This is a genomic window from Cellvibrio sp. BR, assembly GCF_000263355.1.
GTDB lineage: Bacteria > Pseudomonadota > Gammaproteobacteria > Pseudomonadales > Cellvibrionaceae > Cellvibrio.
In genome coordinates, this window is record NZ_JH668201.1 from 1 (window position 1) to 24,508 (window position 24,508).

Annotated in this window: 22 protein-coding genes; 8 read left to right on the top strand and 14 right to left on the bottom strand. The window is 50.0% G+C overall.

Annotation, left to right across the window (positions count from 1 at the left end; all coding sequences use genetic code 11):
• Positions 1–150: 150 nt before the first annotated feature.
• From O59_RS05225 to O59_RS05235, 3 genes are all read right to left on the bottom strand, one after another.
• Positions 151–1,170, bottom strand: coding sequence for a DUF72 domain-containing protein (locus O59_RS05225; protein WP_007640290.1), 1,020 nt, complete (start codon positions 1,168–1,170; stop codon positions 151–153).
• Between the two features lie 62 nt (positions 1,171–1,232).
• Positions 1,233–1,781, bottom strand: a complete 549-nt coding sequence (gene cysC, locus O59_RS05230; protein ID WP_007640297.1) for an adenylyl-sulfate kinase — start codon at positions 1,779–1,781, stop codon at positions 1,233–1,235.
• A gap of 26 nt (positions 1,782–1,807) precedes the next feature.
• Positions 1,808–3,424 carry a cation:proton antiporter family protein gene (locus tag O59_RS05235; RefSeq protein ID WP_007640299.1) on the bottom strand — a complete coding sequence of 539 codons (1,617 nt, stop codon included), beginning with the start codon at positions 3,422–3,424 and terminating at the stop codon, positions 1,808–1,810.
• Positions 3,425–3,545: 121 nt separating this feature from the next.
• On the opposite strand from O59_RS05235, the gene O59_RS05240 reads away from it, so the two are divergent.
• Together O59_RS05240 and O59_RS05245 are read left to right on the top strand one after the other, a co-directional pair.
• Positions 3,546–4,343 (top strand): PhzF family phenazine biosynthesis protein, encoded by a 798-nt coding sequence (locus O59_RS05240; protein WP_007640301.1) that lies wholly within the window; start codon positions 3,546–3,548, stop codon positions 4,341–4,343.
• Positions 4,344–4,490: 147 nt separating this feature from the next.
• The gene (locus O59_RS05245) at positions 4,491–6,413 is read left to right on the top strand and encodes a methyl-accepting chemotaxis protein (RefSeq protein WP_040391563.1); all 1,923 of its coding nucleotides are present in this window, start codon (positions 4,491–4,493) and stop codon (positions 6,411–6,413) included.
• 64 nt (positions 6,414–6,477) lie between these two features.
• Here the strand turns inward: O59_RS05245 and O59_RS05250 are convergent, their stop codons facing one another.
• Positions 6,478–7,293: a peptidoglycan-binding protein gene (locus tag O59_RS05250; protein WP_007640306.1), complete on the bottom strand. Its 816-nt coding sequence runs from the start codon at positions 7,291–7,293 to the stop codon at positions 6,478–6,480.
• 33 nt (positions 7,294–7,326) lie between these two features.
• Positions 7,327–7,830, bottom strand: coding sequence for a hypothetical protein (locus tag O59_RS05255; protein ID WP_157152488.1), 504 nt, complete (start codon positions 7,828–7,830; stop codon positions 7,327–7,329).
• Positions 7,831–8,080: 250 nt separating this feature from the next.
• Here O59_RS05255 and O59_RS05260 point away from each other — a divergent pair, with 250 nt between their 5' ends.
• The 3 genes from O59_RS05260 to purU are packed head-to-tail and all read left to right on the top strand — an operon-like array spanning position 8,081 to position 9,487.
• Entirely contained in the window at positions 8,081–8,335 is a 255-nt protein-coding gene (locus tag O59_RS05260; RefSeq protein ID WP_040391565.1) for a type II toxin-antitoxin system Phd/YefM family antitoxin, read from the top strand.
• Positions 8,332–8,586, top strand: coding sequence for a Txe/YoeB family addiction module toxin (locus tag O59_RS05265; protein ID WP_007640312.1), 255 nt, complete (start codon positions 8,332–8,334; stop codon positions 8,584–8,586). The genes O59_RS05260 and O59_RS05265 overlap by 4 nt, the downstream gene beginning before the upstream one ends.
• Before the next feature lie 40 nt (positions 8,587–8,626).
• Complete coding sequence (gene purU / locus O59_RS05270) at positions 8,627–9,487, top strand: formyltetrahydrofolate deformylase (protein WP_007640314.1); 861 nt, start codon at positions 8,627–8,629, stop codon at positions 9,485–9,487.
• A gap of 100 nt (positions 9,488–9,587) precedes the next feature.
• Here purU and O59_RS05275 read toward each other — a convergent pair whose 3' ends face one another.
• Positions 9,588–10,742 (bottom strand): MFS transporter, encoded by a 1,155-nt coding sequence (locus tag O59_RS05275; protein ID WP_007640316.1) that lies wholly within the window; start codon positions 10,740–10,742, stop codon positions 9,588–9,590.
• 188 nt (positions 10,743–10,930) lie between these two features.
• Between O59_RS05275 and O59_RS05280 the strand changes: the two genes are divergently transcribed.
• On the top strand, positions 10,931–12,544 hold the full coding sequence (locus O59_RS05280) for an L-lactate permease (RefSeq protein WP_007640318.1): 1,614 nt from the start codon (positions 10,931–10,933) through the stop codon (positions 12,542–12,544).
• A 3-nt stretch (positions 12,545–12,547) separates the two neighbouring features.
• Here the strand turns inward: O59_RS05280 and O59_RS05285 are convergent, their stop codons facing one another.
• From O59_RS05285 to O59_RS05295, 3 genes are all read right to left on the bottom strand, one after another.
• Entirely contained in the window at positions 12,548–13,414 is an 867-nt protein-coding gene (locus tag O59_RS05285) for an ABC transporter substrate-binding protein (RefSeq protein WP_007640320.1), read from the bottom strand.
• Positions 13,415–13,529: 115 nt separating this feature from the next.
• Positions 13,530–16,040: an alpha-glucan family phosphorylase gene (glgP, locus tag O59_RS05290; protein WP_007640322.1), complete on the bottom strand. Its 2,511-nt coding sequence runs from the start codon at positions 16,038–16,040 to the stop codon at positions 13,530–13,532.
• A 45-nt stretch (positions 16,041–16,085) separates the two neighbouring features.
• Complete coding sequence (locus O59_RS05295) at positions 16,086–17,084, bottom strand: 2-hydroxyacid dehydrogenase (protein ID WP_007640324.1); 999 nt, start codon at positions 17,082–17,084, stop codon at positions 16,086–16,088.
• 171 nt (positions 17,085–17,255) lie between these two features.
• On the opposite strand from O59_RS05295, the gene O59_RS05305 reads away from it, so the two are divergent.
• Positions 17,256–19,226: an AsmA family protein gene (locus O59_RS05305; RefSeq protein WP_081489653.1), complete on the top strand. Its 1,971-nt coding sequence runs from the start codon at positions 17,256–17,258 to the stop codon at positions 19,224–19,226.
• A 12-nt stretch (positions 19,227–19,238) separates the two neighbouring features.
• Here the strand turns inward: O59_RS05305 and O59_RS05310 are convergent, their stop codons facing one another.
• From O59_RS05310 to O59_RS05330, 5 genes are all read right to left on the bottom strand, one after another.
• Entirely contained in the window at positions 19,239–20,381 is a 1,143-nt protein-coding gene (locus tag O59_RS05310; protein ID WP_157152489.1) for a YihY/virulence factor BrkB family protein, read from the bottom strand.
• A gap of 96 nt (positions 20,382–20,477) precedes the next feature.
• Positions 20,478–21,053, bottom strand: a complete 576-nt coding sequence (locus tag O59_RS05315; protein WP_007640331.1) for a membrane integrity-associated transporter subunit PqiC — start codon at positions 21,051–21,053, stop codon at positions 20,478–20,480.
• 1 nt (position 21,054) lies between these two features.
• Positions 21,055–22,059 (bottom strand): MlaD family protein, encoded by a 1,005-nt coding sequence (locus O59_RS05320; RefSeq protein ID WP_007640333.1) that lies wholly within the window; start codon positions 22,057–22,059, stop codon positions 21,055–21,057.
• Complete coding sequence (locus tag O59_RS05325) at positions 22,056–22,826, bottom strand: ABC transporter ATP-binding protein (protein WP_007640335.1); 771 nt, start codon at positions 22,824–22,826, stop codon at positions 22,056–22,058. Before O59_RS05325 ends, O59_RS05320 begins: the two co-directional genes overlap by 4 nt.
• A gap of 1 nt (position 22,827) precedes the next feature.
• Positions 22,828–23,958, bottom strand: coding sequence for an ABC transporter permease (locus tag O59_RS05330; RefSeq protein WP_007640337.1), 1,131 nt, complete (start codon positions 23,956–23,958; stop codon positions 22,828–22,830).
• A 150-nt stretch (positions 23,959–24,108) separates the two neighbouring features.
• On the opposite strand from O59_RS05330, the gene O59_RS05335 reads away from it, so the two are divergent.
• On the top strand, positions 24,109–24,477 hold the full coding sequence (locus O59_RS05335) for a DUF6164 family protein (RefSeq protein ID WP_007640338.1): 369 nt from the start codon (positions 24,109–24,111) through the stop codon (positions 24,475–24,477).
• Positions 24,478–24,508: the final 31 nt, after the last annotated feature.

The window sequence follows — 24,508 nt, forward strand, 5'->3', positions numbered from 1 at the left end:
GCTGGCGGGTATTCGGTTGGATTTAGGGCTGACCAAAAACCTGTCCTACGGGTTGAGTGTAAGACGTATCTACCTGGCGGATCAGGTAGCGGACATGTATTCGTTATCGGGGCGTTTGCGGTTTTAGCTGGTGATAAGCCTGAACTTGCACTAACTATTTCCTTTAAGGGCCCGCGCCAATTCGATTACCGATAAGGGCGCGGAGCCTTCTGCTTTATTGCTGAGTGTGACAAATACATTCTGCCCACCACTTGCTGTTCCGCTAATTACTTTTGCCAGCGCCATGCGTGTTTCTATGTCCGGGTCGATGATCTTGTCGTAAGGCTCATAGGCATCTTTGGCATCTTCATAACCAAATGCGCCATGCACCGGGTTTAAATTCCAGCGACAGACAAATGGCCCGGGCCAGAGCGCACGCAAAATGGGAAGTTGCTCGCTAATATGCGGCATTTTTGCATGTAAACCCATGCAATAAGTCGCGCCGGTATCGCGTAATGCCGCCACAAATTGCGGTGTTAACCACTGCGGGTCGCGCACTTCAACGGCGACAACGCCATCAGGGGCGATGCTTTTTAAATCGGGAATGGATTTTAATAATAGGTGCAAACGGTCTATTAATTTAGGCATCTGTGCGAGCCAGTGAGCGGGCAGGGGGCTGATCTGAAAAACCAGTGCACCTAATTTGTGTTGCAGACCTTGTAGTGCCGGCTCCGCAAATAATTGCACAGCATCTGCGGCGTTTAAGAAATTGGCATTGGCGCGCCTGCCGCGACCGCTTTCATCGCGCACCAACGCATCGGTAACCAAACTTGGGGCTTTCACCACAAAACGAAAATCATTGCCTACTTGTGAGGCATATTGCGCGAACTGGGCAAGGTTAAGTGGGCGATAAAAACTGCGGTCGATACTGACTGTGCGAAACAGCGGATGCTGGCCATAAGCTGCCAGTCCATAACGCGATAAGTTTGATTCGGTGTAATCACCATTCCACACTAGTCCATTCCAGCCGGGATAATTCCAGGATGATGTACCGAGCCGCACCTTCGCGGGCAGCGTATCTGCAAGTGCTATCCATTCTGGATCAGGATTCACCGGCGCAATCGCTTTGGTTGACTTTTTGGTCTGTTTTACGGTGGCGATCTCTGAACCATCAAACAGAGGGTTTTGCATAGATAAATTGCCCAAGTGGAATGACAAGGTGTCACTAAGAAAATCCTTGTCGTTTTTTATGGCTACTTGACCGCTAGATAGTGATTGGTTTGTAAATACTGAACAATTTGTGCAACGCATTGCTCAGGGTTCATTTGGTCAGTGTGCAGATGAATATCCGCATCAGTTGGCCGATCATAGGCGGAATCTATACCGGTAAATTGTGCAATTTTACCTTCACGCACTTTGCGGTATAGCCCTTTAGGGTCACGCGCCTCACATACACTTAAAGGTGCATCGATAAATACTTCAAGAAAATCACCTGGTGCAAAACGCGCCCGCAATTCGCGCCGGGTTTTTTCAAACGGGGAAATGGTGGCGCAAATCACCAGCAAACCTGCATCCACCATTAACCGCGCTACCTCACCAATGCGGCGTAAGTTTTCAGCGCGGTCTTCTTCGCTAAAGCCCAAATCTTTGCAAAGCCCCTGACGAAGCAAATCGCCATCCAGCAAATACGTATTGCACCCTAATTCGGTTAGTTGGGTTTGTAGCGCTGCAGCGGTAGTGGATTTTCCGGCGCCACTCAAACCGGTAAACCAAAGTACGCAGGGGCGATAGTGTTTAGCCATGGTTTCATCTATCCCTTTCTTTTTAATTAAACGGTAACTGGATCTACAGCAGTGTGCGCCGGTGGCATGGACAATAACTCATGCATCGCGCTGTCTGCGAGTGCTTGGCCTGCGCCATCGTAAACGTAAAAAATGGCGTTGGCTCCCAGGCTGCGCAGTATTTCTACTTCTTCTTCGTATTGCACTATGGCGGCGATTTTGCCCTTGAAGCGGCGGTGTTGCAGTTGTTTCAATGCAAACACGTTACCTTGGTGATAGGGCATGGCCAATACAATCAGCTGGATCTGGTCGGTGTTGACCAGCTTGTCCCAAAAGTCCGAGTCAGAGGCATCGCCCTCTGCCAGGCACATGTCGGAAACTTTGTGTAAGTGCTCAATGCGCAATGGATTATTGTCCACGCCCAGCACTCGCAGGTTGTATTTCTCCTGCAGCCGCTGGTAAGCCCCGCGGCCAATACGGCCCATACCAAACACAATCGCCTGGGCATCGCCCAAATACAGTGGGCGATCCTGCGGGCGCAGTTTTTCTGCTGGCAGGTCGGGGCGCTTGGCAACAAAGTACTGATACAGACGCTCGCTGTAGGCATTGGCGATAGCCGAAAATACAAAACTCAGTGATACCGCAAGGGCAATAATCACCAGCCAATCTATGGCTAACCAACCGGCAGTAACAGCGAGGCTGGCCACAATCAAACTGAACTCCGAGTAATTACCCAAGCCAAGGCTAGTGAGAAAGCTGGTGCGCAACCGCAGGCGAAAGCGGGGCAGTAACAGCATAAATAACACGACTTGCAGCGGTAGCAACAATTGCAACGCAAAGGCCCAGGCAAGGTGATCCCAGCTTGGGTCTGCCATCAGGCCGATGCTGAGAAAAAACGCCACCAGAAACAGCTCTTTGATATTAAAGAGGGATTTAGCCAAACCCGGTGCTGCCCGATGGGTAGAGAGCAGCATGCCTATCAGTAGTGCACCCAAATCACCTTTTACTCCCAGCGCCTCAAACAGCGCATAGCCAATCACTAGCGATAATAAAAAGCCAAACAACACCTGCATTTCGCCATGCCCCAGGCGATCCAGCAGGCGGCGTAAGATCGGTGCCAGTGGAATCAAACCAAGCAGTAAAAATGCCCACACACTGGGAATTTTGCCGGTAGAGGCGCTTAAAAAAATCACCGCGAAAATATCTTGCATCACCAATACACCAATGGCGATACGGCCATAAATGGATTGGCTTTCGCTGCGCTCCTCCAGCATTTTCACCACAAATACGGTACTGGAGAAGGACAGTGCAAACCCAATCAGTACAAAACTGCTCCACTCCATATTGCTGAGGAGTGCGGTTAAACCCAGCATTTTTAGCGTCATAAAAAGTAGCGCAATACCTGCGGTGGTGAGCAGCATATGCAGGGTGGCACCACCCCATATTTCGGCCTTCAACAGCGAGCGGACATCCAGCTTTAACCCGATAGTGAACAGCAGCAGGGTGACTCCCAAATCAGCGATAAATTGAATGTTGTCATTCAATTCATAGCCCATGAAATTCAGGGCAAAACCGGCCACTAAAAAGCCGGTTAATGGCGGCAATCGCAAAAACGACGCTGCCAAGCCGCCGGCAAAAGCGACCAAAATAATAATGGGTTCCATAGGGAGTCTACTGCTTTGATATCGAAGAGGTTTTCAGAGTAACAAATTTACAATAGGCTCGCCAAACTCACCAAGCTGCACTCGGCTTTGTTACTCCATACTCACGCGCAGGAGATTCGCTATGAGTTACCCCATGTATTTAGTTGATGCCTTCGTCGACCAACCCTTTAGCGGCAACCCCGCTGGCGTTTGTATTGTGGATAAAGAGCCGCCCGCCGGTTGGATGCAAAATGTCGCACTGGAAATGAATCAGGCGGAAACGGCATTTGTGCATAAGCGTGCCGATGGCAGTTGGGACCTGCGCTGGTTTACGCCGCAGGTAGAGGTAAGCCTGTGTGGCCATGCAACGCTCGCTGCCGCCCATGCGTTATGGCTGCACGCCGGAGAAACCGTCGCGACCTTGGAATTCCACACCCTCAGTGGCCGCCTTGCGGCGACAAGAATTGGCGATGAAATCCAACTCGATTTCCCGTCCGACTTCCCGCAGTTCATCGCCGAGGTTCCTACCGTGCTGTTGCAATTATTAGGTGATCAACCGCAGTGGTTTGGGCAGGGGCGTGACGATCTTATCGCCGTGGTGGATTCCGCCGACGCTGTCCGTAATTTTGTACCCAATGCGGAGCAGATTGCCTCGTTTACCTCGCGCGGATTAATCCTCACCGCACCGGGTGATGCAGGTTCAGGGTTGGATATGGTCTCGCGCTTTTTTGCACCCAAGGTCGGCATTAACGAAGATCCCGTCACTGGTTCTGCACATTGCTTACTCGCTTGTTACTGGGGACATCGCCTAGGGAAAACCCATCTGCGCGCGCAACAAGCATCGCCGCGTGGCGGATTGTTAACTCTCGATTGGCAAGGCGAGCGCGTTCTGTTGCGCGGCAAAGCGCGCACCATGCTCAGCGGAGAATTTCAGGGCTAATACGCGCTGCTTTTTCCAGATCAACTATCATAAACAAGATAAGTGGGTTGCTATCGCCAATAGTAAGGGTGCTGGGCATCTATCTTGCTAGCAATTTGGCAAGGGCTAACGAAGGCTCGTTACGCTTTGAAATAATTGGAGTTTTATATGTCGATTGCTAAAAAATTTATGTATGCCCTGACCGCCATTTTGCTGTTGGGTGTGGTGTCTGCTGTTCTTCTGGTATATCACCATCAGCGCGAGTTGGCTCAACAGCGTGCCGTCAATGAAAGCAACAGCATTAGCCGCGAAGCGATACGTCTGCTCACTGTTACCAACAACATAATGATGGAGCGTGTAAAAAGTAGCATGCAGCTGTTGCGTGAGTACGGCGGTGAGCTGGGTGAACCACAGCTGGGTGAACGGGTAGTCGTTAATGAACGCGAAACGAATAATCTTTTGCTCGGCGACACGGCCATTGCCAATCAGTTTGATCTGGTGGATAGAACCACCAAAATTATGGGCGGGACAGCCACAATATTTGCGCGCGACAATAATGAGTACGTAAGAATTTCCACCAATGTAATGACACCAACCGGACGCGCCGTTGGCACTATCCTGGCTCCGCAAGGGGCGGCCATTAAAAATATTCAGCAGGGCACTGCGTTTTATGGTGTGGTTGATATTCTCGGCAGCCCATACCTTACCGGTTATGAACCTATCACTAACCAGAGCGGCGATATTATTGGTGTTTGGTATGTGGGCTACAAAGCGGACTTGAATGATTTATTTTCAGCTATTGCGTCCAGTCGCGTATTGGAAGAGGGGTTTGTGGTCATTCGCGATAATACCGGCGCGACACGAGTCCATTCAGACAATCTATCCAAAGACGCTATCGACAAAATCCTTGCCGATCCCGGTACCGATTGGCATCTGCAAACTACCCGTTTTGATGCCTGGGGCTATGAAATTATTACGGTCTATTCCACCCAGGAAATTCAAGCCATGGTGCGTAAAGTTTCCTATCTCTTGACCGCGTTGATTATTGCAATTGGCTTGGTGTTTTTGGTTATCGTTTATTTGCTTATTCAAAAAGTTGTCGTAACGCCGCTACGCCAAACCACTAAACGGCTACACGATATTGTCGACGGCGAAGGCGATCTGACCCTGCGTTTTAATGTAGTGCGCGATGATGAAATCGGCGAGTTGGCCAAAGGGTTTGATTCACTGCTTGATCGGCTGCAAAACACAATCAAATCAGTCGCCAGTGCAACCCACCAATTATCGCAAGCGGCGCGGCATTTAAAATCAATCGCGGTGCAATCCACTGAAGCAATTAATACCCAAGCGCGCGACATAGACGGTATTGCCGCCGCTATACATGAAATGTCCACCACCGCGCAGGAAGTTGCACGCAATGCAGCCAGCGTCGCAACTGCAACACTAACGACCAATAAAGATGCCGAGCAGGGCTACAAGGTTTTGTCAGATACCATTGCGTCGACCGAAACCCTGGCAGGAAACATTGATAGCGCCGCAAAAGTCATTGCAGAGTTGGCTGATACCAGCAATGAAATTGGCTCGGTGCTGAATGTAATTCGCTCAATTGCCGAGCAGACTAATTTACTTGCCTTGAATGCCGCGATTGAAGCTGCCCGGGCTGGGGAGCAAGGCCGAGGTTTTGCCGTGGTTGCCGATGAAGTGCGCTCATTAGCCAGCCGCACACAAGCCTCTACCGCCGAGGTGGATAACATGGTGAAACGTTTTCAAAGCAATTCCGAGCGCGCCATTGAACAAATGCGTTTAGCGGATGAAATGATGCGGTTGAATGTCACTGGTGCGCAAAGTTCGGGTGAATCCATCAAAGCAGTATTGCGCAGTGTGTCTGATCTAAACGACCTGAACAGTGAAATTTCACACGCCGTAGTGCAGCAAAGCCATGTCGCGGAAGATATCAATAAAAATATTACCAACATCAATACTGCTGGCGACCAGAGCCAGACACGAGCGCAAGAGACATTGCGCGCATCGGAAGCCCTATCGCAATTATCCGAGGACATTCAACAGCAATTGGCAGCTTACAAAGTGTAAGCTGCGGCGTGGATTTTGTGATGTAAGAGTCAAAGCAAGTATTGCTTTGACTCTGATTAGGCTTTCAGCATATTCGTGAAATTTCGGTAATGCGAGCAGCACTGGCTGCTGTTGAAAGTGGTAACCGTATATATGACTTGATGATGGAATTAACACGAATCTTTCTTGCTACAACAGAGCCCTCTCTACTTCCTGCATCATTAGTGTTGCCTTCAATGGTGGTAACCATTCTTCCGCTAACACTTTCCACTATTCCTATGTGCGAAAAAGTGAAAACCACAATATCACCTTTCTGAGGTGTGAAAAACTCTGAGTTTCTTGGGAAAATTAAGCAGTTATTATTTTTCGCCCAGATGTTCAAAAACCGACTCACTGATGCTTCTTTTGGGGGTTGTGTTGTCAAAAAGAAAGGGGAGTTGTTTAGTAGTTTCTGCACGCAAAATGATACAAAAGCGGCGCACCAAGGATAGCCATCTGTAGCACCATTTATCGTCAGTGAGTCTGACTTAAAAATTGCCAGAAGTTCTTGGCTATCTCCGGCTTTATTATTTCCTGTCTCCTTCACACCAATATATTTTGCTGCGATTTCAGCCAGTAATCCCTGTGGCGAAGAAGCGCTAGAGGATGGGGTGCTGACAGTTGCTAATTTGGTTGTTGCATATGGTGCACCTAGGGACAGCGCATGCCATGTTTTTGGGCCAACCACGCCATCAGCCGTTAGTCCGGCATTTTCCTGAAAATGCTTAAGTGCCTTTAATGTTGCTGAACCAAAATCACCATCTACAGTTAAAAAGGTATTCTCATTAAATGCATTGAGCAATTTTTGTAGGTTTTCAACTGATTTTCCTTGTGATCCCTTGCGTAATGTTTTTTGTGTCATAGATAATTTCCTTTTTTAAATTTTTCCCAGTAGTCAGTTTTTTTCCAAATAAATCCACATGTCAGGTGAAATAAATTCGACGTCAGACTTCAGCTCCAACCACAAAATCCCTTTTTCAGTAAAAACACCGCGAACATGTTCACCGTATAGATGCTCTGCATTTATACATAAGTTCTTGTAATTCGAGGTCATATCTTGAAGGTCGGGTTCTTTGTAGAGTCGCGTTATCTGGTACTGATCTGTTAATGTTTGAACGTCAATTTTTATAGTGGAGCCACCCATCTCAGTATGAAAATGTGAACCTGAAATGGTAGAGCTTTTAAAACTGCTAATTTCTACCACATCTGTTCCATCAAGCACCTCAGTGGGTAACTTTTTGAATGCATCCGTGGGTATATTGCATGTTTTGGGCACCAGTATTTTTGCTGTGCTGCCCACCTCATTTTTAATTTCGCTAGCTATATTGTGCTCGTTTATACAGCCGCCTAGTAAAAAGGCTGCCATGTAAAGAAGGTTCTTCTTATTAATATTGCTCAACGTTAATCCTCCATAATTTAAGGGTGGTTGATTTTATACTTCAACCAATCGTTGTGGCCGAATTATTGCTCGCTATTGAGATAATTTGCTCACAGTTTCAGTGTTTCGATTAAGTCTGGCGGGTTTAGATCTTTATCCCATTTGCATGATTTAATTAAAACTCCTGACAATCAGTTCCTATTGCAAGTTGCGTACAGAAATAAGTACAGGTAGCATGAGGTCTTTACAGATCCTATTGGGGAGACGACCTATGGATACTATGAGCTATACCGCGTTTCGCAATGATCTGGCCAGTGTGCTAGACAAGGTGAACGACGATCACAAGCCGGTGCTGATTACCCGTCAGAATGGGAAGCCAGCGGTGGTGATTAGCTTGGAAGATTTTCAGGCCTACGAAGAAACCGCGTATTTGATGGCTAGCCCGAAAAATGCCGCGCGGCTGAATGATGCAATTAACCAGGTGGCCGCAGGGAAGGCGACGCAGCGGGGGTTGATTGAGGAATGATATTGGCGTGGGCGGATAATGCCTGGGAAGATTATCTTTACTGGCAACAAACGGATCAAAAAACACTGAAGCGCATCAATACCCTAATCAAAGAAATTCAACGTCAGCCCTTTATCGGAATAGGTGACCCTGAACCGCTTAAACACCACTGGTCAGGATATTGGTCGCGGCGAATTGATCGCGAACATCGACTGGTTTATCGCGTTGAAAATGAAATGATAATTGTGGTGCAATGCCGTTATCACTATTGATGACTACATTTTTAAATTGAATTTGATAAAGAGAAATCACATGTCTGCTGTTAAGGAAATCGTTTTAACATTTAGTTGTCAGGATTCCAAAGGCTTGGTGGCCGCTGTGGCCACTTTATTTGCGACCTTGGGTTTTAATATTAAAGAGTCTTCGCAATTTGAAGATGTGCAAAGCAACCGCTTTTTTATGCGCACCGTATTTGAGTGCCCGGTGGGTTACAACCTGGGGCAGATTCGCTCGCTGTTTAAGCCGCTGGGCGAGCAGTTCCAAATGGATTGGAATATTTTTGATAGCCACACCAAGCCGCGTGTGCTAATTGCGGTTTCCCAATGGGGGCACTGTTTGAACGCACTGCTGAACAGTTGGAAAAACGGTTCGCTGCCGATTGATATTGTGGGTGTAGTGTCCAACCACAATGTGATGCGCGATTTAACGGAATGGTATCAATTGCCATTTCATTATTTACCCATCACCGCCGACACCAAAGTGCAGCAAGAGGCGCAGCTGTGGCAATTAATGCAGGATTTGCAAGCCGAATTTTTAGTGCTCGCGCGCTACATGCAAATTCTTTCTGACGATTTGTGCCGCAAATTAAATGGCCGCGCGATCAATATCCACCACTCATTTCTGCCCGGTTTTAAAGGCGCAAAACCGTATCACCAAGCGTTTGAGCGTGGGGTAAAACTCATCGGCGCTACCGCGCATTTTGTCACGGCTGATTTGGATGAAGGCCCGATTATCGAGCAGTCGGTAGAGCGTGTGTCCCACGTAAATTCACCGGATGAAATGGCAGAGATCGGGCGCGATATTGAAGCGGTAGTGTTGAACCGCGCGGTGCGCTGGCATGCGGAACATCGCGTGTTGTTGAATGGCACCAAGACGGTGGTGTTTTCAAGATAGGTCAGTGCATAACTTCTTTTGGTAAGCAAGCTGGTGACAAAAAACGCGGCGATAAAATTATCGCCGCGTTTTTTATTGGATCAGATAATGTCGGTGTAAATTATTTGTGAGTCGCTTTTTTGGCCGACATCGCCAGCGCCAATAAACCAAGCGCTACAATCCCGAATGACACGTTCAAACTGCTTAACTCAGCGATAAAACCAATCACCGCTGGCCCCGCTAATAACCCTGCGTAACCCATGCTGACCACGGCAGCAATCGCCAAACCCATTGGCATGGATGTTTGATTGCCGGCGGCGGTAAATAGCACCGGCACTATGTTGGATGCGCCCACGCCAACCAGCGTGAAGCCGATAAAAGCGGTAGGGGTAAAGGGGGTAAGTACAACTAACAAAAAACCACTCGCAGCGCAGAGTCCACCCCAGAACACAACCCGGGTGCCGCCGAGGGCGTTGACAATTTTATCGCCGGTGAAGCGGCCGATGGTCATGGCGACTGAGAAACATGCGAAACCCAAACCGGCGTAAACCGGGTCGATACCGCGTAATGTATTGAGGAATACAGCGCTCCAATCCAGCACTGCACCTTCGGCGAGGAAGGCGACAAAACACAGGCTGCCGATGAGTAATACTTTGCCGCGCGGTAATACAAAAAAGGGTTCGCGTTCGCCGCTAGTACTTTCATTAATATTTTTTGGTAATAAATCTTTTGCACAGTAGGCCAGCATCAGTAAGAGCACGGCGGTAAGGCAGAGCAGGGCGTGAAAGGGCGATAAACCCAGCCACATCAGTGCGCTCATGACCACCGCACCAAAGATCCCGCCCAGACTATAAAAGCCGTGGAAGCCCGACATCATCGCGCGGCCGCTGGCTTTTTCTACCACTACCGCTTGCATGTTCATGGCGACGTCCGTGGCACCGAGCATCATGCCGAAAATTAATAAGTTAATGGCCATACCGGGAATACCGGGGGAAATGGCGAGGCAGACCAAACTCACACACATTAGTAACAAGGTGGTAGTGATAACCCGACGGCAGCCGTAACGATTAACCAGTGGGCCGGTGACCGGCATCGCCAGCAGTGAGCCAACGCCAAAACACAGAATTAATAAACCGAGGGTGGATTCACCAATCGCCAGTCGTGCTTTCACAAATGGAATCAGCGGCGCCCAAGCCGACATGGCGAGGCCGGTAATTAAAAACGCAAAACGGGTGGAGAGGTATTGGGCTGTACCAATAGGGTGGGTGGCAGACATAAGTAAAAACTTCCAGCGAATAAATCAAGCTGCGCACTATACCTGTCGCCAAAACGCAGGGTTAGTGAGGATTTGTAAATCGGATTTGCCCTATCAACTATGCTTGATACAGCGCAAATGGCGCTTGAGCATTTGGACTAGGATAGCCACATGAGATCACCTTTTATTTTTTGCCGGCGGTCGCGCCAATGACTTGGTTGCAATTATTCACCACGCTAGTACCCATTCTGTCAGTGTTTATCCTGCTGGTTTTACTGCGCTTGCCCGCGACCCGCGCTATGCCGCTCAGCCTGTTAATTACCGCTGCGTTTGCCGCCTGGGTGTGGCAGGTATCTGCAGTGCAATTGGCAGCATCGATACTGGAGGGGTGGATTATCGCCTTCACCATTCTGGTAATTGTGTTTGGGGCCATCTTGCTGCTGAACACCCTGACGGCTCTGGGGGCGATTCGGGTTATTTGCGACTGGTTCGCGCGTATCTCGCCGGATCACCGGGTGCAGGTGATTATCATCGCCTGGTTATTTGGTGCATTTTTGGAGGGGGCCAGCGGGTTCGGAACGCCAGCAGCGATAGGTGCGCCTTTGTTGGTCGCTTTGGGTTTTCCCCCGATGGCAGCCGTGGTAATGGCATTAATTGGGGATAGTGCGCCAGTCTCGTTTGGGGCGGTGGGTACGCCGGTGATTGTAGGCATAGGGCAGGGTTTGGCGAATGCGACGCCTGACCGGCTGCAGCAAATTGCCCTTGGTGCCTTGACGCTGGATGTGTTTATCGCCAGCTTTCTCCCGCTGTTAATGGTGGCCATGCTGACGCGCTTTTTTGGTGCCAATCGCAGCTGGCGCGAGGGCTTGCGACTTTGGCGTTTTGCCCTGTTTTCCGGTCTTGCGTTTACCTTACCTGCCTATGGCGTACTGCGCCTGTTGGGGCCGGAATTCCCCAGTATTCTTGGCGCTCTGGTTGGATTGCTGTTAGTCGTTGGCGCCGCACGGCGTCGCTGGTTACTGCCTACCGAGGTCTGGCGCTTGCCGGTTATGACAGATGAATTGCTGCCCCATGCCACCGGCGTTACACAGCTGCCAACGATGGGTTTATTCAAAGCCTGGTTTCCCTACCTGTTGGTAGCAGGGTTATTGGTGCTGACCCGGGTGGATACGCTGCCGTTTAAGGCGCTGTTGCAGTCAGTCAGCATCGAATTTAACGCGTTGCTAGGGACGCAAATTTCTACGCGGGTCGCGCCGCTCTATTTGCCGGGCAGTATTTTTGTGCTGGTCGCCGTGGTGATTGGTTTGTTATATCGCCTGCCATTGGTTGCTACAGGGCAAGTATGGCGAGCATCACTCGGGCGCCTATTACCCACCAGTATTGCGCTGGCGACCTCGGTACCTATGGTGCGCATTTTCCTCAATTCTGGCGAGAACAGTGCGGGTTTGGCGGCCATGCCCAAAGAATTGGGGGTTTTGGCGGCCGACACCTTTGCCAATCAGTGGCCGCTGGTGGCGCCATTTATTGGTGCTTTGGGTAGTTTTATCGCTGGCTCCTCTACCTTTTCCAACATGATGTTTGCGCGCTTGCAGCAGGACGCCGCCCAAGCGGCTGACCTGCCCGAACATTGGATTCTGGCGCTGCAGATGCTTGGCGCCAATGCGGGCAATTTGGTGTGTGTGCTTAACGTAGTGGCAGCGGTTTCGGTGGTGAAACTGGTAGGGCGGGAGGGCGATGTGATTCGCTACACCTTGGCACCGGCGCTGCTTTATTGTGCCTGCGCAGGTGCTTTGGGATATTTGGTAGTGGCGTTAGTTGTGTGATTGCTAGTGCTCGGTTTTCCGCAGGCTAGCAGTGGGGTTATAAAAACTGCTGTTATCCACGCGGTCCAGAATCTTGCGGTAACTACCATTCTTTTTCAGTTGTTTGAGGCCCTGGTTGAAGGTATTGATCAATGCCTGCGCGTTGGGGTGAGTTTTGCTTGCCAGCAAATAACCCTCTGGTGAACTTAGCGCGGGCTCTATTACCTTGAGTTTGCGCGGGTCTATACTCAGCTGGGCGGCCATGTAAAACCCTGACATCTCATCGGTGGCAAACAAATCCACCCGGTCGGCCATCAGCAATTTTATATTTTGGATGTCCGAGGGCACCATAATCGGGTTGATAACCTGGGCATCAACCGCGCGATAAAAATCCTCTGTGTAGGTAAAGCCCAAGGTGGCGCTCATCCGATACTGGCTTAAATCCCCAAAATTCTTCCAGCGGATGGCATCGCTATTGGTGCGTTGGAAAAAAACCGTGCGGTTGACTATGAGTGGGTCGCTGAACAGCATGGCCTCGCGCCGTTCGCTGTTTTCATACCAGTAGCTGGTGGCGTCAAATTTGCCCAAGCGTGCCTCTTCAAAAGCGCGTTTCCAGGGTAAGTACACAAACTCGACGGTCACCCCCTGGGTGGCAAACGCGGCTGCGATAATATGGTTCACATGGCCATTGTCAGGCAGTTGTTGGCCTGTCCAAGGGGCGAATTCGCCAGTGGCAATACGGATGGTTTGTTTTGCCGGAGCGGCTGATTCCGCCGCGGGGTGTTGGTTACTCTTTGTGTTGTCGCCAGCGGCCAGGCAGCTGAGGCTAAACGCCAGCGAGAACGACAAGGAACGTGAAAGGGTAGATCCAATCAATTTGGCCAGTGACACACATAGCTCCTGTACTGAACTCACAAAAACCGCCTAATCCAATTACGCGGCCTGCTTATCATTTGATCACAACACACTGTTTATAGCTCAGATAACCGGCTTTTGCCTTGTCGCCTCAATCTGCCCAGCAAATAAGCGGGTTTTCTGCCGGTACTTGGGCGTGAGGGTGACAGGCTATAGCGCGCAGGCTCCAATCACTCACTGGTCGGTGTTGCGGAATAACACCTTGGTAGTGATAGGCATTAATCGCTCCGGTTAGGGGGTAAGCCAATTGCAGGCGGATGCACTCTGCAGGCACTTCGCCCACCGGATCGGCGATCATTTCTATCGCCACTTGCTCCGGTGCTATACCGCCTAAATAAACCTGGGTTTCAGCCAGCCAGTTGCCCGCGCGTTCGGTCATCGTGAGTTTCCCAAGATGAATTTCATGCCAATGGCGTGCCAAATGCTGTTGCCAGAGGCGCAATTCCTGCGCCAGCGCGCCTTGCTTATCCATGCGCTGCTGGTACTGCCGGGCGGCGGGCAGGTAGTAGTTGTCCAGATAATCGCGCAGCATGCGATTGGTGCTAAAACGGGGAGTGAGCTGCGCCATGCTGGTGCGCATTAGTTGCAGCCAGCGACGGGGAATGTCCTCGGCATCCCGTTCGTAAAAGCAGGGAATAATCTGCTGTTCCAGCAATTGGTAGAGCGCTTCGGCATCGGCGGCGTCCTGTTCCGCGCCGTATTCGCCGCCATCACCCAGTGCCCAGCCGTATGCCGGGTCGTAAGCCTCGGCCCACCAACCATCGAGCGATGAAAGATTTAACCCGCCATTGACCAGCACTTTCATACCGCTGGTGCCGCAGGCTTCCCAGGGGCGACGGGGGTTGTTGATCCATACATCAACCCCTTGCACCAAATGGCGGGCGAGGGCGATATCGTAATCCTCGATAAAAATCAGGTGCTTGGCCACCTCGTCGCGCTGCACAAATTCCTGCCAACGCTGCAATTTGGCTTTGCCCAGTTTGTCGGCCGGGTGTGCTTTACCCGCCACCAATAGCTGCACCGGGTGGCGGCTGTTGCACAGTAAACGTGTCAGGCGCTCCGGGTCGTGCAACAGCAAATCCGGGCGTTTGTACTCGGCAAAGCGGCGGGCAAAACCCAGGGTGAGAATGTTCGGGTCGAGCGGGTGGAGGTTGGGTAGGCTGCAATCCAGCTGGCTGGATTCATGGCGCCACTGGCGCTGGTAGCGCAGGCGGGCATAGTCCACCAGCCGCGCCCGGCTGGTGCTGGCAAGCTGCCACAAGGTCTGGTCGCTCAGTTCTTGCCAGCGTGCGGGGTTGAGTTGGGTTTCGTTCTGCTGCCAGGGGTTGTCGCCGAAGAGTTGGCGCCACAAGGCGTCGCTGTCGCTCGCCGCCCAACTGGGCATATGCACGCCATTCGTCACATGGCCGACCGGTACTTCGCGCTGCGGCCAACGTGGAAACAGTGGCTGGAAAATACGCTGGCTGACTTGGCCGTGCAGTTCACTCACACCATTGCTGCGCGCGCAGGTGCGCATGGCGAGGTAGGCCATGTTGAACTCCTCGCTGGCATCTTTGGGGTTGGCGCGCCCTAGCGCGAGTATGTCCTCCATGGTGACGCCCATCTCCAGCGCGGCCTCACCGGCATAGCGGCGCAAAAGTTCACTGGGGTAGCGATCAAACCCCGCTGCCACAGGCGTGTGAGTGGTAAACAAATTGCCGCTGCGCGTGGCCCAAAGTGCCTGCCAAAAATCGACTTGATACTTAACGCAATGAGCGCGGATTCGTTCCAGCGTGGCAAAAGCGGCGTGGCCCTCATTCAGGTGGCAGATATCGATCTCCAGCCCCAGCCGCTCCAGTAAGCGCCAGCCACCAATGCCCAGCGCGATTTCCTGCACCAGCCGCAGTTCGGTACCACCGCCGTAAAGCTGGCTGGTTATGCCCCGGTCGCGGGGTTGATTGCAGGGGTGATTGCTATCCAGCAGGTAAAGTTTGACGCGCCCGACCTGGGCTACCCACACCCGAAACAGCACTTCGCGACACAGAAAGTTGGTAGCGACATCCATCCAGCTGCCGTCCTTATCCAGCAGCGGTGTCAGGGGTAAACTACCGGGGTCGTTAAACAGATAGGTTTGCTGCTGCCAACCCTGGTTATCAAAGCTCTGGCGAAAGTAACCTTCCTGATACAACAGCCCTACACCCACCAGCGGCACGCCCAAATCGCTCGCGGTTTTTAAATAGTCGCCCGCCAGAATGCCCAAACCACCTGCATAGAGTGGCAGGGCATCGCATACACCAAATTCCATACTGAAATAGGCGATGCCTTTGAGTGGCACATTGCTGTAGTGCTGCTGATACCAACCCGGTTCGTCCAAATAGCGACGGCGCGCTGCCACGAGTTGGGCGAGGTGGGTGAGGAAATCCGGGTCTTTCGCCAGCTGTTGCAAATGTTGGTCACTGGTGAATTGCAACACACTCACCGGGTTGCCTGTGCTCTCCCATATGGCGGGGTTGAGCCGGTGCCAGAGGGCATCACCGGAATGGTTCCAGCTCCACTGCAGGTCGGCAGCCAACTCGTGCAATATCGCCAGCGGTGGTGGCAATTGACGTTCAAGGTTCGGCATGGACGGCGCTCCTTTGCGTGTAATGGGCGGCTAAACGGCAGTGTTTCAGTTCACCAAACACACCTGCGTCAGTTCGCCCCGTTCAACATGGGTGATATTGGCCAGGGTCACGCGGGCGATGGCAGTGAGTGCCTCGCGGGTAAAAAAGGCTTGGTGGCCGGTGATGACTACATTGGGGAAGGTGAGCAGGCGTGCAAATACGTCGTCTTGCAACAACTGGTTGGAGTTGTCTTCAAAAAATAAATCGCCTTCCTCCTCGTACACATCCAGCCCGAGGTGGCCAATTTTTTTGCTTTTTAAGCCGTCAATTACCGCTTTGGTATCAATCAAACCGCCGCGCCCGGTATTAATTAACATCACCCCATTTTTCATTTGCGCAATGCTGTTGTTGTTAATCAGGTGATGGGTATGAGTGTTGAGCGGGCAGTGGAGGGAAATAATATCGGCTTGTGGCCAGAGTTGGTCGAGCGGCAGATAAGCCACACCGGCGGCGATCAGTGCGCTGTTGGGTTCAGGGTCGTAGGCGATCACCCGGCAGCCCAGCCCGCGCACAATCGTCGCCAGTACTGCGCCGATTTTTCCGGTACCAATTACCGCGACGGTTTTATTCACCATATCAAAACCTAACAGGCCGTTGAGCGAGTAGTCGTTCTCGCGTACACGGTGATAGGCGCGATGCAAATTACGGTTGAGCATCAGCATCAAACCCAGCGCATGTTCGGCCACGGCATGGGGTGAATAGTCCGCCACACGCGCGACCAGCAGGCCCAGTTTTTTCGCGGCAGTTAAATCCACCTGATTAAATCCGGCGCAGCGCAGTGCGATCAGTTTTACGCCTAATTCGGCAAGTTGCGCCAATGTTGTTGCATCCACATGGTCATTCACAAAACAGCAAACCGCTTGGCAATTTTGTGCCAGTAGCGCGGACTGAGTGTTAAGTTGGGTTTCGTGAAAAATTAATTCGTGGGCTTGCGGTAGTGCATTGTTTGCTTGAGTTAAAAACTCGCGGTCATAGGGTTTGGTACTGAATATGGCGACTTTCATAATAGGGTTCCTTCAGGTAGCGAGTCGAAATTACATCATAGCCCCAATTGCGCTTGGCCACCTTGTTGAGAAGGTATGTAACACCGGTTTTGCCTGTGTAGGTGTAGCGGCGCACAGACTGGAAGAGCAATTTATTGTGATGATTAGGCTTAACCTTTTTTTGGATTTTTTATGCGTATAGTTCATCTTCGGAAGCGCCCCCTTGTCGCGGCGGCAGTTGGAGTTGTTGCTGCCAGCATGGTGTTGCTGGTAGTGGGGGTGCTGTGCATCATTATATTCTCCGCATCCCTGCTGCGCACATTGATCGAGGTCAAGGGAAGCCAAATACTGGAGCGGGAAATTTCTGTCGATGGTGAAATCAGGGTTAACTGGCGTTGGGCCTATACCCATATTTATGTTGAAAACATTCGCTTGCAAAATGCCGCTAATTTTAGCGAGCCAGACATGGCGCGGATTGAATTAATTGATCTGCATTTCAAGCCACTTCGTTTGCTGCGCGGTCATATCGATATCAGTGAAATAAACATAGTCGCACCAGAAATTTATTTGGAGCGAAAATCAGTTGATCTGGCAAATTGGAATTTTCCCGCGCTGGCACCAGCGGATACCGATGGCGCCATTGTTGCCAGAAGCCGCTATGAATTTCCGGTAATTGATCAGTTAAAAATCAGTCGTGGTCATATCGTTTTTAACGATAACCTGAAGGGCCTGAATCTGGATTTGCAATTGGATTCAGTAACTGGACATGAGCAAGTCGCTGCCTCTTCTCATCAAGGGTTTGAAAAAGGTTACACCCTGAACGGAAGCGGAAAAATGCGCGATAAACATTTTACTATTACCGCCACTGGCGGTTCGCTTAGCCAATTACGCGATGCATCGGTGTCGTTTCCACTGCGGCTTAAACTGGAAATGGGTGAGACCAAAGTGCTGGTCGATGGGCGATTCCAAAACCCACTGCAACTGGACGGTGTGGATGCACTGCTGGAAATAGAAGGCACCAACCTTGCTGATATTTTTTATCTCACGGCAATTCCTTTGCCACCCACCCCGCATTACACCCTGAAAGGGCAACTCACTAAGTCGGGCAATGTCTGGTCTTACCATAAATTTAAAGGGCAAGTAGGGAGTAGTGATTTAGCGGGGAATTTATCCTATGACGTTGGCGGTGAGCGCGGTTATTTAACGGCGGATCTAACGTCCACGGTACTCAATGCCGCAGACCTGGGTGGATTTATTGGTCTCGATCCAGAGGGTGAAGCCGTTAAGTCCACACGATTAATTCCCGATGTTCCCCTTGCGCGTGAACGGCTGCTGGCAACTGATTTGGATATACAGCTAAAGGCCGAACAAGTAACGGGGCCGAATTTACCCTTTAAAGGAATGGAAATAAGGTTTGATCTACGCGATGGAAGTTTAAAATTAAATCCATTCAATCTCGTACTGGCCGATGGCACAGTGGATGGCATAATTGAAATCGATGCAAACCCCGCAGTGCCGCCAATGACCATGGATTTAAATATGCGGCAATTAAATCTGGTGCAATTTTTTAAAGGCACACGTTTTGAATCCACCACCGACGGTATGTTTGGTGGAAGAATCGCTCTCGCGGGGGAGGGGGCATCCCTTGCGGAAGTACTGGCAACCAGCAATGGCGACTTAACACTTATTATGTCCGGTGGTGAAATCAGCCAACTATTAATTGAGGCTTCGGATCTGGATATTGGGCAGGCCTTTCCCTTATTTTTCGGCAAGGATAAAGCGACGCGTATTAATTGCGGTGTATTGGATTTTGATGTGAAAAAAGGAATGCTCACCTCTGAAGTAGTGGTGCTTGATACCAACGATTCATTGCTGGTGGGTGATGTCAGTATTAATTTAAAAGATGAAAAAATTAATGCCTGGCTGGATGCAAAACCCAAAGACAACAGCCTCTTGTCGTTGCGCGTACCTATTACTATTTCGGGGCAATTAAAAGACCCGAGGATTGGTCTTCACCCGGAAAAAACCGCTGTGCGCGGTGTGGCAGCCATAGCGCTGGGTGCATTGCTCACACCTTATGCCGCGATTCTCGCGTTTATCGAAAAAGGCAATGTGCCAAATACTGATTGCAGGGCGTTAATAAGTGCTGCCAATAAACAATAAATGTTAATGCCTTTATTGTTTGGGTTTGTTGCTCGTCACCAGAAATTCCAGTCCCGCACCTGGGTCTTCTTCGCCGCCAATTGATGTATTGCTTGCGCTGGTTGCTTTACTCGCTTTGTGCTCCAGGGTCATATCTTTATCCAAGGGGTAAATGTGATCTGTAGCGGGCGACGGATGAATATGCGGGTCCATACTTTGCGGCGGTTGTGTGGCAGTAATCTGATGTGCAGGAATATTATGGCCGTTGGATGCTGGAGCAGTGTTTTCATGGGTGGAGACTGCAAAGTCTTCCGGTTGAACGCGTTCACCGCAGTGGTCTGCATATATGCGGGTAAATTCAGCTCCAAACAACAGGATTAACGCGGCGTAAGAAACCCAGAGCATGATTAAAATAACTGTGCCGGCAGCACCATAAGCAGAGGCGGGGTTGCTGTGAGCAAAATAAACGCCCAAGGCAAATTTGGCGAGCACAAATAATAACGCGGTTACAAAAGCCCCGGTCCAAACATCTCGCCAGGGAATTTTTGCATCGGGAAGAAATTTAAAGATCGCCGCAAATAAAAAAGTAATGACCCCCAGTGATAAGGACAGGTCAAGAATACGAAAGACGATATTGAATGTCTCGGAAAAATAAAAAGCTACCCAATTGCTTAATAATGTAAGCAAAGCAGACAAAATTAACGACACCAATAATAAAAAGCCAACGGCGAGAACTAGCCCGAAGGAAAAAATCCGATCCAATACCATTTTGAGTATTTTACGTTTGGGCTGTGCTTTTACCTCCCAAATTTGGTTCAAGGTTTGTTGCAGCTGATAAAAAACCCCGGTAGCACCAAAAATCAAAGTCGCTATGCCAACCACGGAACTAAACGTGAAGTCATGATGGACACTGGCATTTGCGATTATCGCTTCAACATCTTTAGCGGTATTGCTACCAATCATTCCTTCAATTTCTGAACTGATCCGGCGTGTCACCGCGTCCTTTCCGTAAAAATATCCCGCAAGATTAATGATAATGACCAATAACCCCGGCATTGAAAATATAGTGTAGAACGCGATAACAGCTGCGCTTCTGAAGGGTTCTCTTTCGATCCACTGGTTATAGGTGTCACGAAAGATATAAAAAAATTCTTTCAGTTGTACAAAGGGAATCATTTTAATATCCTTTTTTAATAAGGATTCACTGGGCTCATCGCGACTTAGTGTCCCTCTTTGCGCGAAAATCATCTGTGCGTTTGCACACGCTATGGATTATTTGCCCTTGCTGACAAGTGCCTGGTTTATCTCATTGCCCAGCTCTGCCAGCAATGTGCTATAGGCTGCTGCAATATCCCGCGCCGTGCTCTCACAAGGGCGTTTATTGATGTGGTGATGTTGCGCCACAGTTTTTTTGGCAAGATTATCCATTAATTTCCAGCTGGCATTGATCACCGCATAACCGTCGATAATTTGTAAATCGTGTATCTGAATCCGAATGCTAATGGCAGGGGTGCTGTCGCTGCGCCAAGGGAATAATTCGACTGCACGAGTGGGTTGGTGGTTCATTAAATTCATCGCCAATACTCTGGTAATGCCTTTGGGTAGCGGTTCGCCCCAATAAGCGTTATCTGACACCTGCAAGCTGTTTGCATCGCTGTTAACAATTAATTGCGAGCGCTGTAAATAATCGGCAACTTCTATTGGCCCCAACCCTACCGACTGGGTAACCGCTACTGATTGATCTGCATGGGGCGTTGCGTTTAATAAATAATATTGTTTGCGCGGTGATTGTTGGCAGCCCAGCAATAGGCTGCTGAGTAATGCAATGATAAATAAATGTCGCATCATATTATTCGTCCTCATCCGAAACCTGTTTGCCGCGCAGTAGCGCCTCAGGTTGTTGGTCAATCGTTTCGCTCAGCGTACGGAATGCCTCGGCAGAGCGGCTTATTTCTTTAAGGGTGTCATTAAGCTGATTTACCAGTGGCGCGTCTTCAGAGAAACTTTGGTGCACGCTATTAGAGGCTTTGTCTAACTCCACCAGGCTTCGTTGTAATTGCAGCATACTTGCTCGCAGTTCATCGGCTACGGCTGGTGTCTGTTTGTTGAGTGACGCTAATAAAGTATTGAGCGTACGGCTGGTATCGCTCAGATTTTTGCTTAACTGGCTAACATCCTGCCCCATAGTTTGGGATGTTTCGGTGAAGCTATCAGCCGCCAATTTTACGCTGCCCAATGTTTCTTCTATTACACCGCTTTTTACAATGTTGCTCAGGCGCAGTGTTAGTTGATCCAAGTTTTTAACCAAGCTTTTCAGGTTAATCTCTTGCAGGTTTTTAGTGAGCTCTTCAAAACCGGTTGCGACCGTGGGTAGCTCAAGGTAATTTTTTTTGAAACCGTAGAGGGTGGCAGGTGTGTCCGGGAAAAAGTCCAGTTCCACATAGAGTAGGCCGGTTAAAAAACTTTGGAAGTTGAGCTGCGCGCGCAAGCCATTGGCTATGGCCTCTTCAAAGAATTCCAGCGATACCTCATTCCCCTTACGGCTGATACGTTTTAACGCTAAGTCGCCGGTTACCGCTGTGACAATGTTTTTTGCGGAATTATTTTTATTGCCGTTATCTTGTGTGTTGCTGTCAAAATTAATTTGAATATCCGTTATTTCGCCCAGAATTACCCCTTTTAGTTTAATGGGGGCGCCGACCTGCAGGCCTTGAACCGAGCCCTCAAAATACATGACGACTCGCTCCTTTTGCGAAAAAAGGTCACCGCCGGAAAAGAATAGCAGAGCTAAAAATACCAGCAGTATTGCACCGACAATAAAAGCGCCGATCCTAAACGAATTGTTCTTTTTCATTGCTTCTCCGCTGCCGCTGTTCCTGCACGGCTCAAAAATTGACGCACTTTTTCGTGCTGGCTGTGATGGAGTAATTCTTTCGGGTCGCCTGAATCCAACATGGTTTTGGCTTGTGCATCCAAAATTACACAATGGGTTCCTATGGATAAAATGCTGGGCAGTTCATGTGAGACGATAATTACCGTGGAGCCCAGCGCTTTACAGATTTGCACGATTAATTGATCCAGCCGCAAGGAGCTGATGGGGTCCAGGCCTGCGGAAGGTTCGTCAAAAAACAATAATTGCGGGTCCAATGCGATGGCGCGAGCTAGCCCCGCACGTTTGTGCATGCCGCCACTGATTTCTGACGGATAAAATGTTTCATAACCCGCGAGCCCGACCAGGGATAATTTGTACGCAACTGTTTCGGCGATTTGTTTTTCGGATAAGTCCGTATACAACTGCAAGGGCAGGGCGACGTTTTCAGCAAGCGTCATACTGGAAAACAAAGCGCCCGACTGATAAGTAATGCCCCAGCTCTGCAACAGTTTTAATTGTGTGGCTTCATCGGCTTGATAATAATTAACACCTTCGTATAACACTTGGCCTTTGCTCGGTGCAATCAAGCCAATCATATGTTTGAGTAATGTGGTTTTGCCGCAGCCGCTGCCACCGATAATAAAAAATATGTCGTTTTTGCCAATATCAAAATTTAAATTCTGCTGCACTACACGGCTGCCATAACCGATGCTGAGATCGCGCACGCTAATAAACGGAGTGGTATTCATCTTAAATACCCAGCTTGTCGTAAAGAATATTAAACGCTGCATCGGCGACCACTAAATAGACAATGGCGCGCACCACGGCATTGGTGGCCGCCATGCCAACCGCATCGGAATTGCGCCCGCACTCTATCCCGGCCTGACAACCGGCGATGGCAATTAAAATGCCGAAAAATACACTTTTAATTAAACCGGCCATGATATCCATAAGGTCCACCGCGCCCTGGGTTTGCAAAATGTATTGGCTAAAATTGACATCCATACTGGTCGCGACTAACGCACCGCCAAACATGCCGATTACATCGGCGTAAATGCACAGCAGCGGCATAATGAAAACCAATGCGAGTAAACGCGGTAGCACTAAAAATTCCATGGCGGAAATGCCCATGGTTTTCAGCGCATCAATTTCTTCATTTACCTGCATAGTGCCCAACTGAGCTGCATAAGCAGCACCGGTGCGCCCCGCCATAATTACTGCGGTCATCAATGCACCCATTTCGCGCACCATACCAATCGCAACCAAATCGGCCACGTACACCTGGGCGCCCAATTGGCGTAATTGCACTGAACCCAAATACGCGAGAATCATGCCCACGAGCAATGCAATCAAGGTGACAATCGCCAGCGCGCGTGGACCAACCTGATCGATAAAAAAGAAAATATCCTGCCTACGTGTTTTGGCATTGCCACGCAACCAATTGATAAACGCGAGGCTCACATCGCCAATAAACGTCAGGGTGCGCGCTAAACCTTCCCCTTGGGCAGCAATTGTTTTTTGCAATCGGCTGAGCAAACTTGCCTTGTTATCGGTGGTGGCGGGTTGGTAGGCAGGAATTGCGGTAGCCAGGTTGAGAAGTTGTTGCAGGGTTTCCGGCGTGGCACTGGTATCCAGCGAAATTTGCTGTTGTTCGCACCAGCGCGCGAGTTGCAGCAGAGTAACGGCGAGGCTGGAGTCCCACTGTTTGAGTTCATCGGTGATGAGCGTGATAGTTTTGCTATCCGCAGGGATAGCGGCGCACAGGCTTTCGCCATCGGGGGTATGGCCAAGTTGCCAGTCCCCGCACAGGTGCAGCTGCACCCTGCCAGACGGTGGATCGGCTGCATCAGGTTGTTCAATGTGAAAGAGCAACGCAGTCATCCTTATCTTCCAAATTGAGTGTTAGGGTTGATCATAGTCGCTCTGGCGAAGAAAATGAAACGCACAACATGGCAAGATAATATAAACCGCACACAGAGAACTGTTATCCTCCGCACTTAACACCGTCAATAACAAGATTAACCGGACATTATGGCCAGATTATTATTCAAACTCGCGCAAGTGCCTGACGATGAAGCTCAGGAAATTCGTATGCTGCTCAACGAGCACCAGATTAACTACTATGAAACCGATGCTGGATTTTTCCGCGTAGGGTTGGATGCAATTTGGCTCGCAGATGGCGCACAAGAACAACGAGCGCGGGAATTGATTCACGCCTATCAAGCTGAGCGCGCGATTCGCCAGCAGCAAAATTATGCGCAGTTGGTGGAGGCGGGGCAGGTGCCCAGTCTGTGGCAACATTTTTGTGCGCAACCGCTACGTTTTATGGCGTTGGTGATTGCGATTATTTTTGTTGCAGGCTTAACCTTGTTGCCCTTTGTTATGCCTGCATTGCAGTAGGTCTTCGTAGTGGTTTATTGGTATTGCTTTG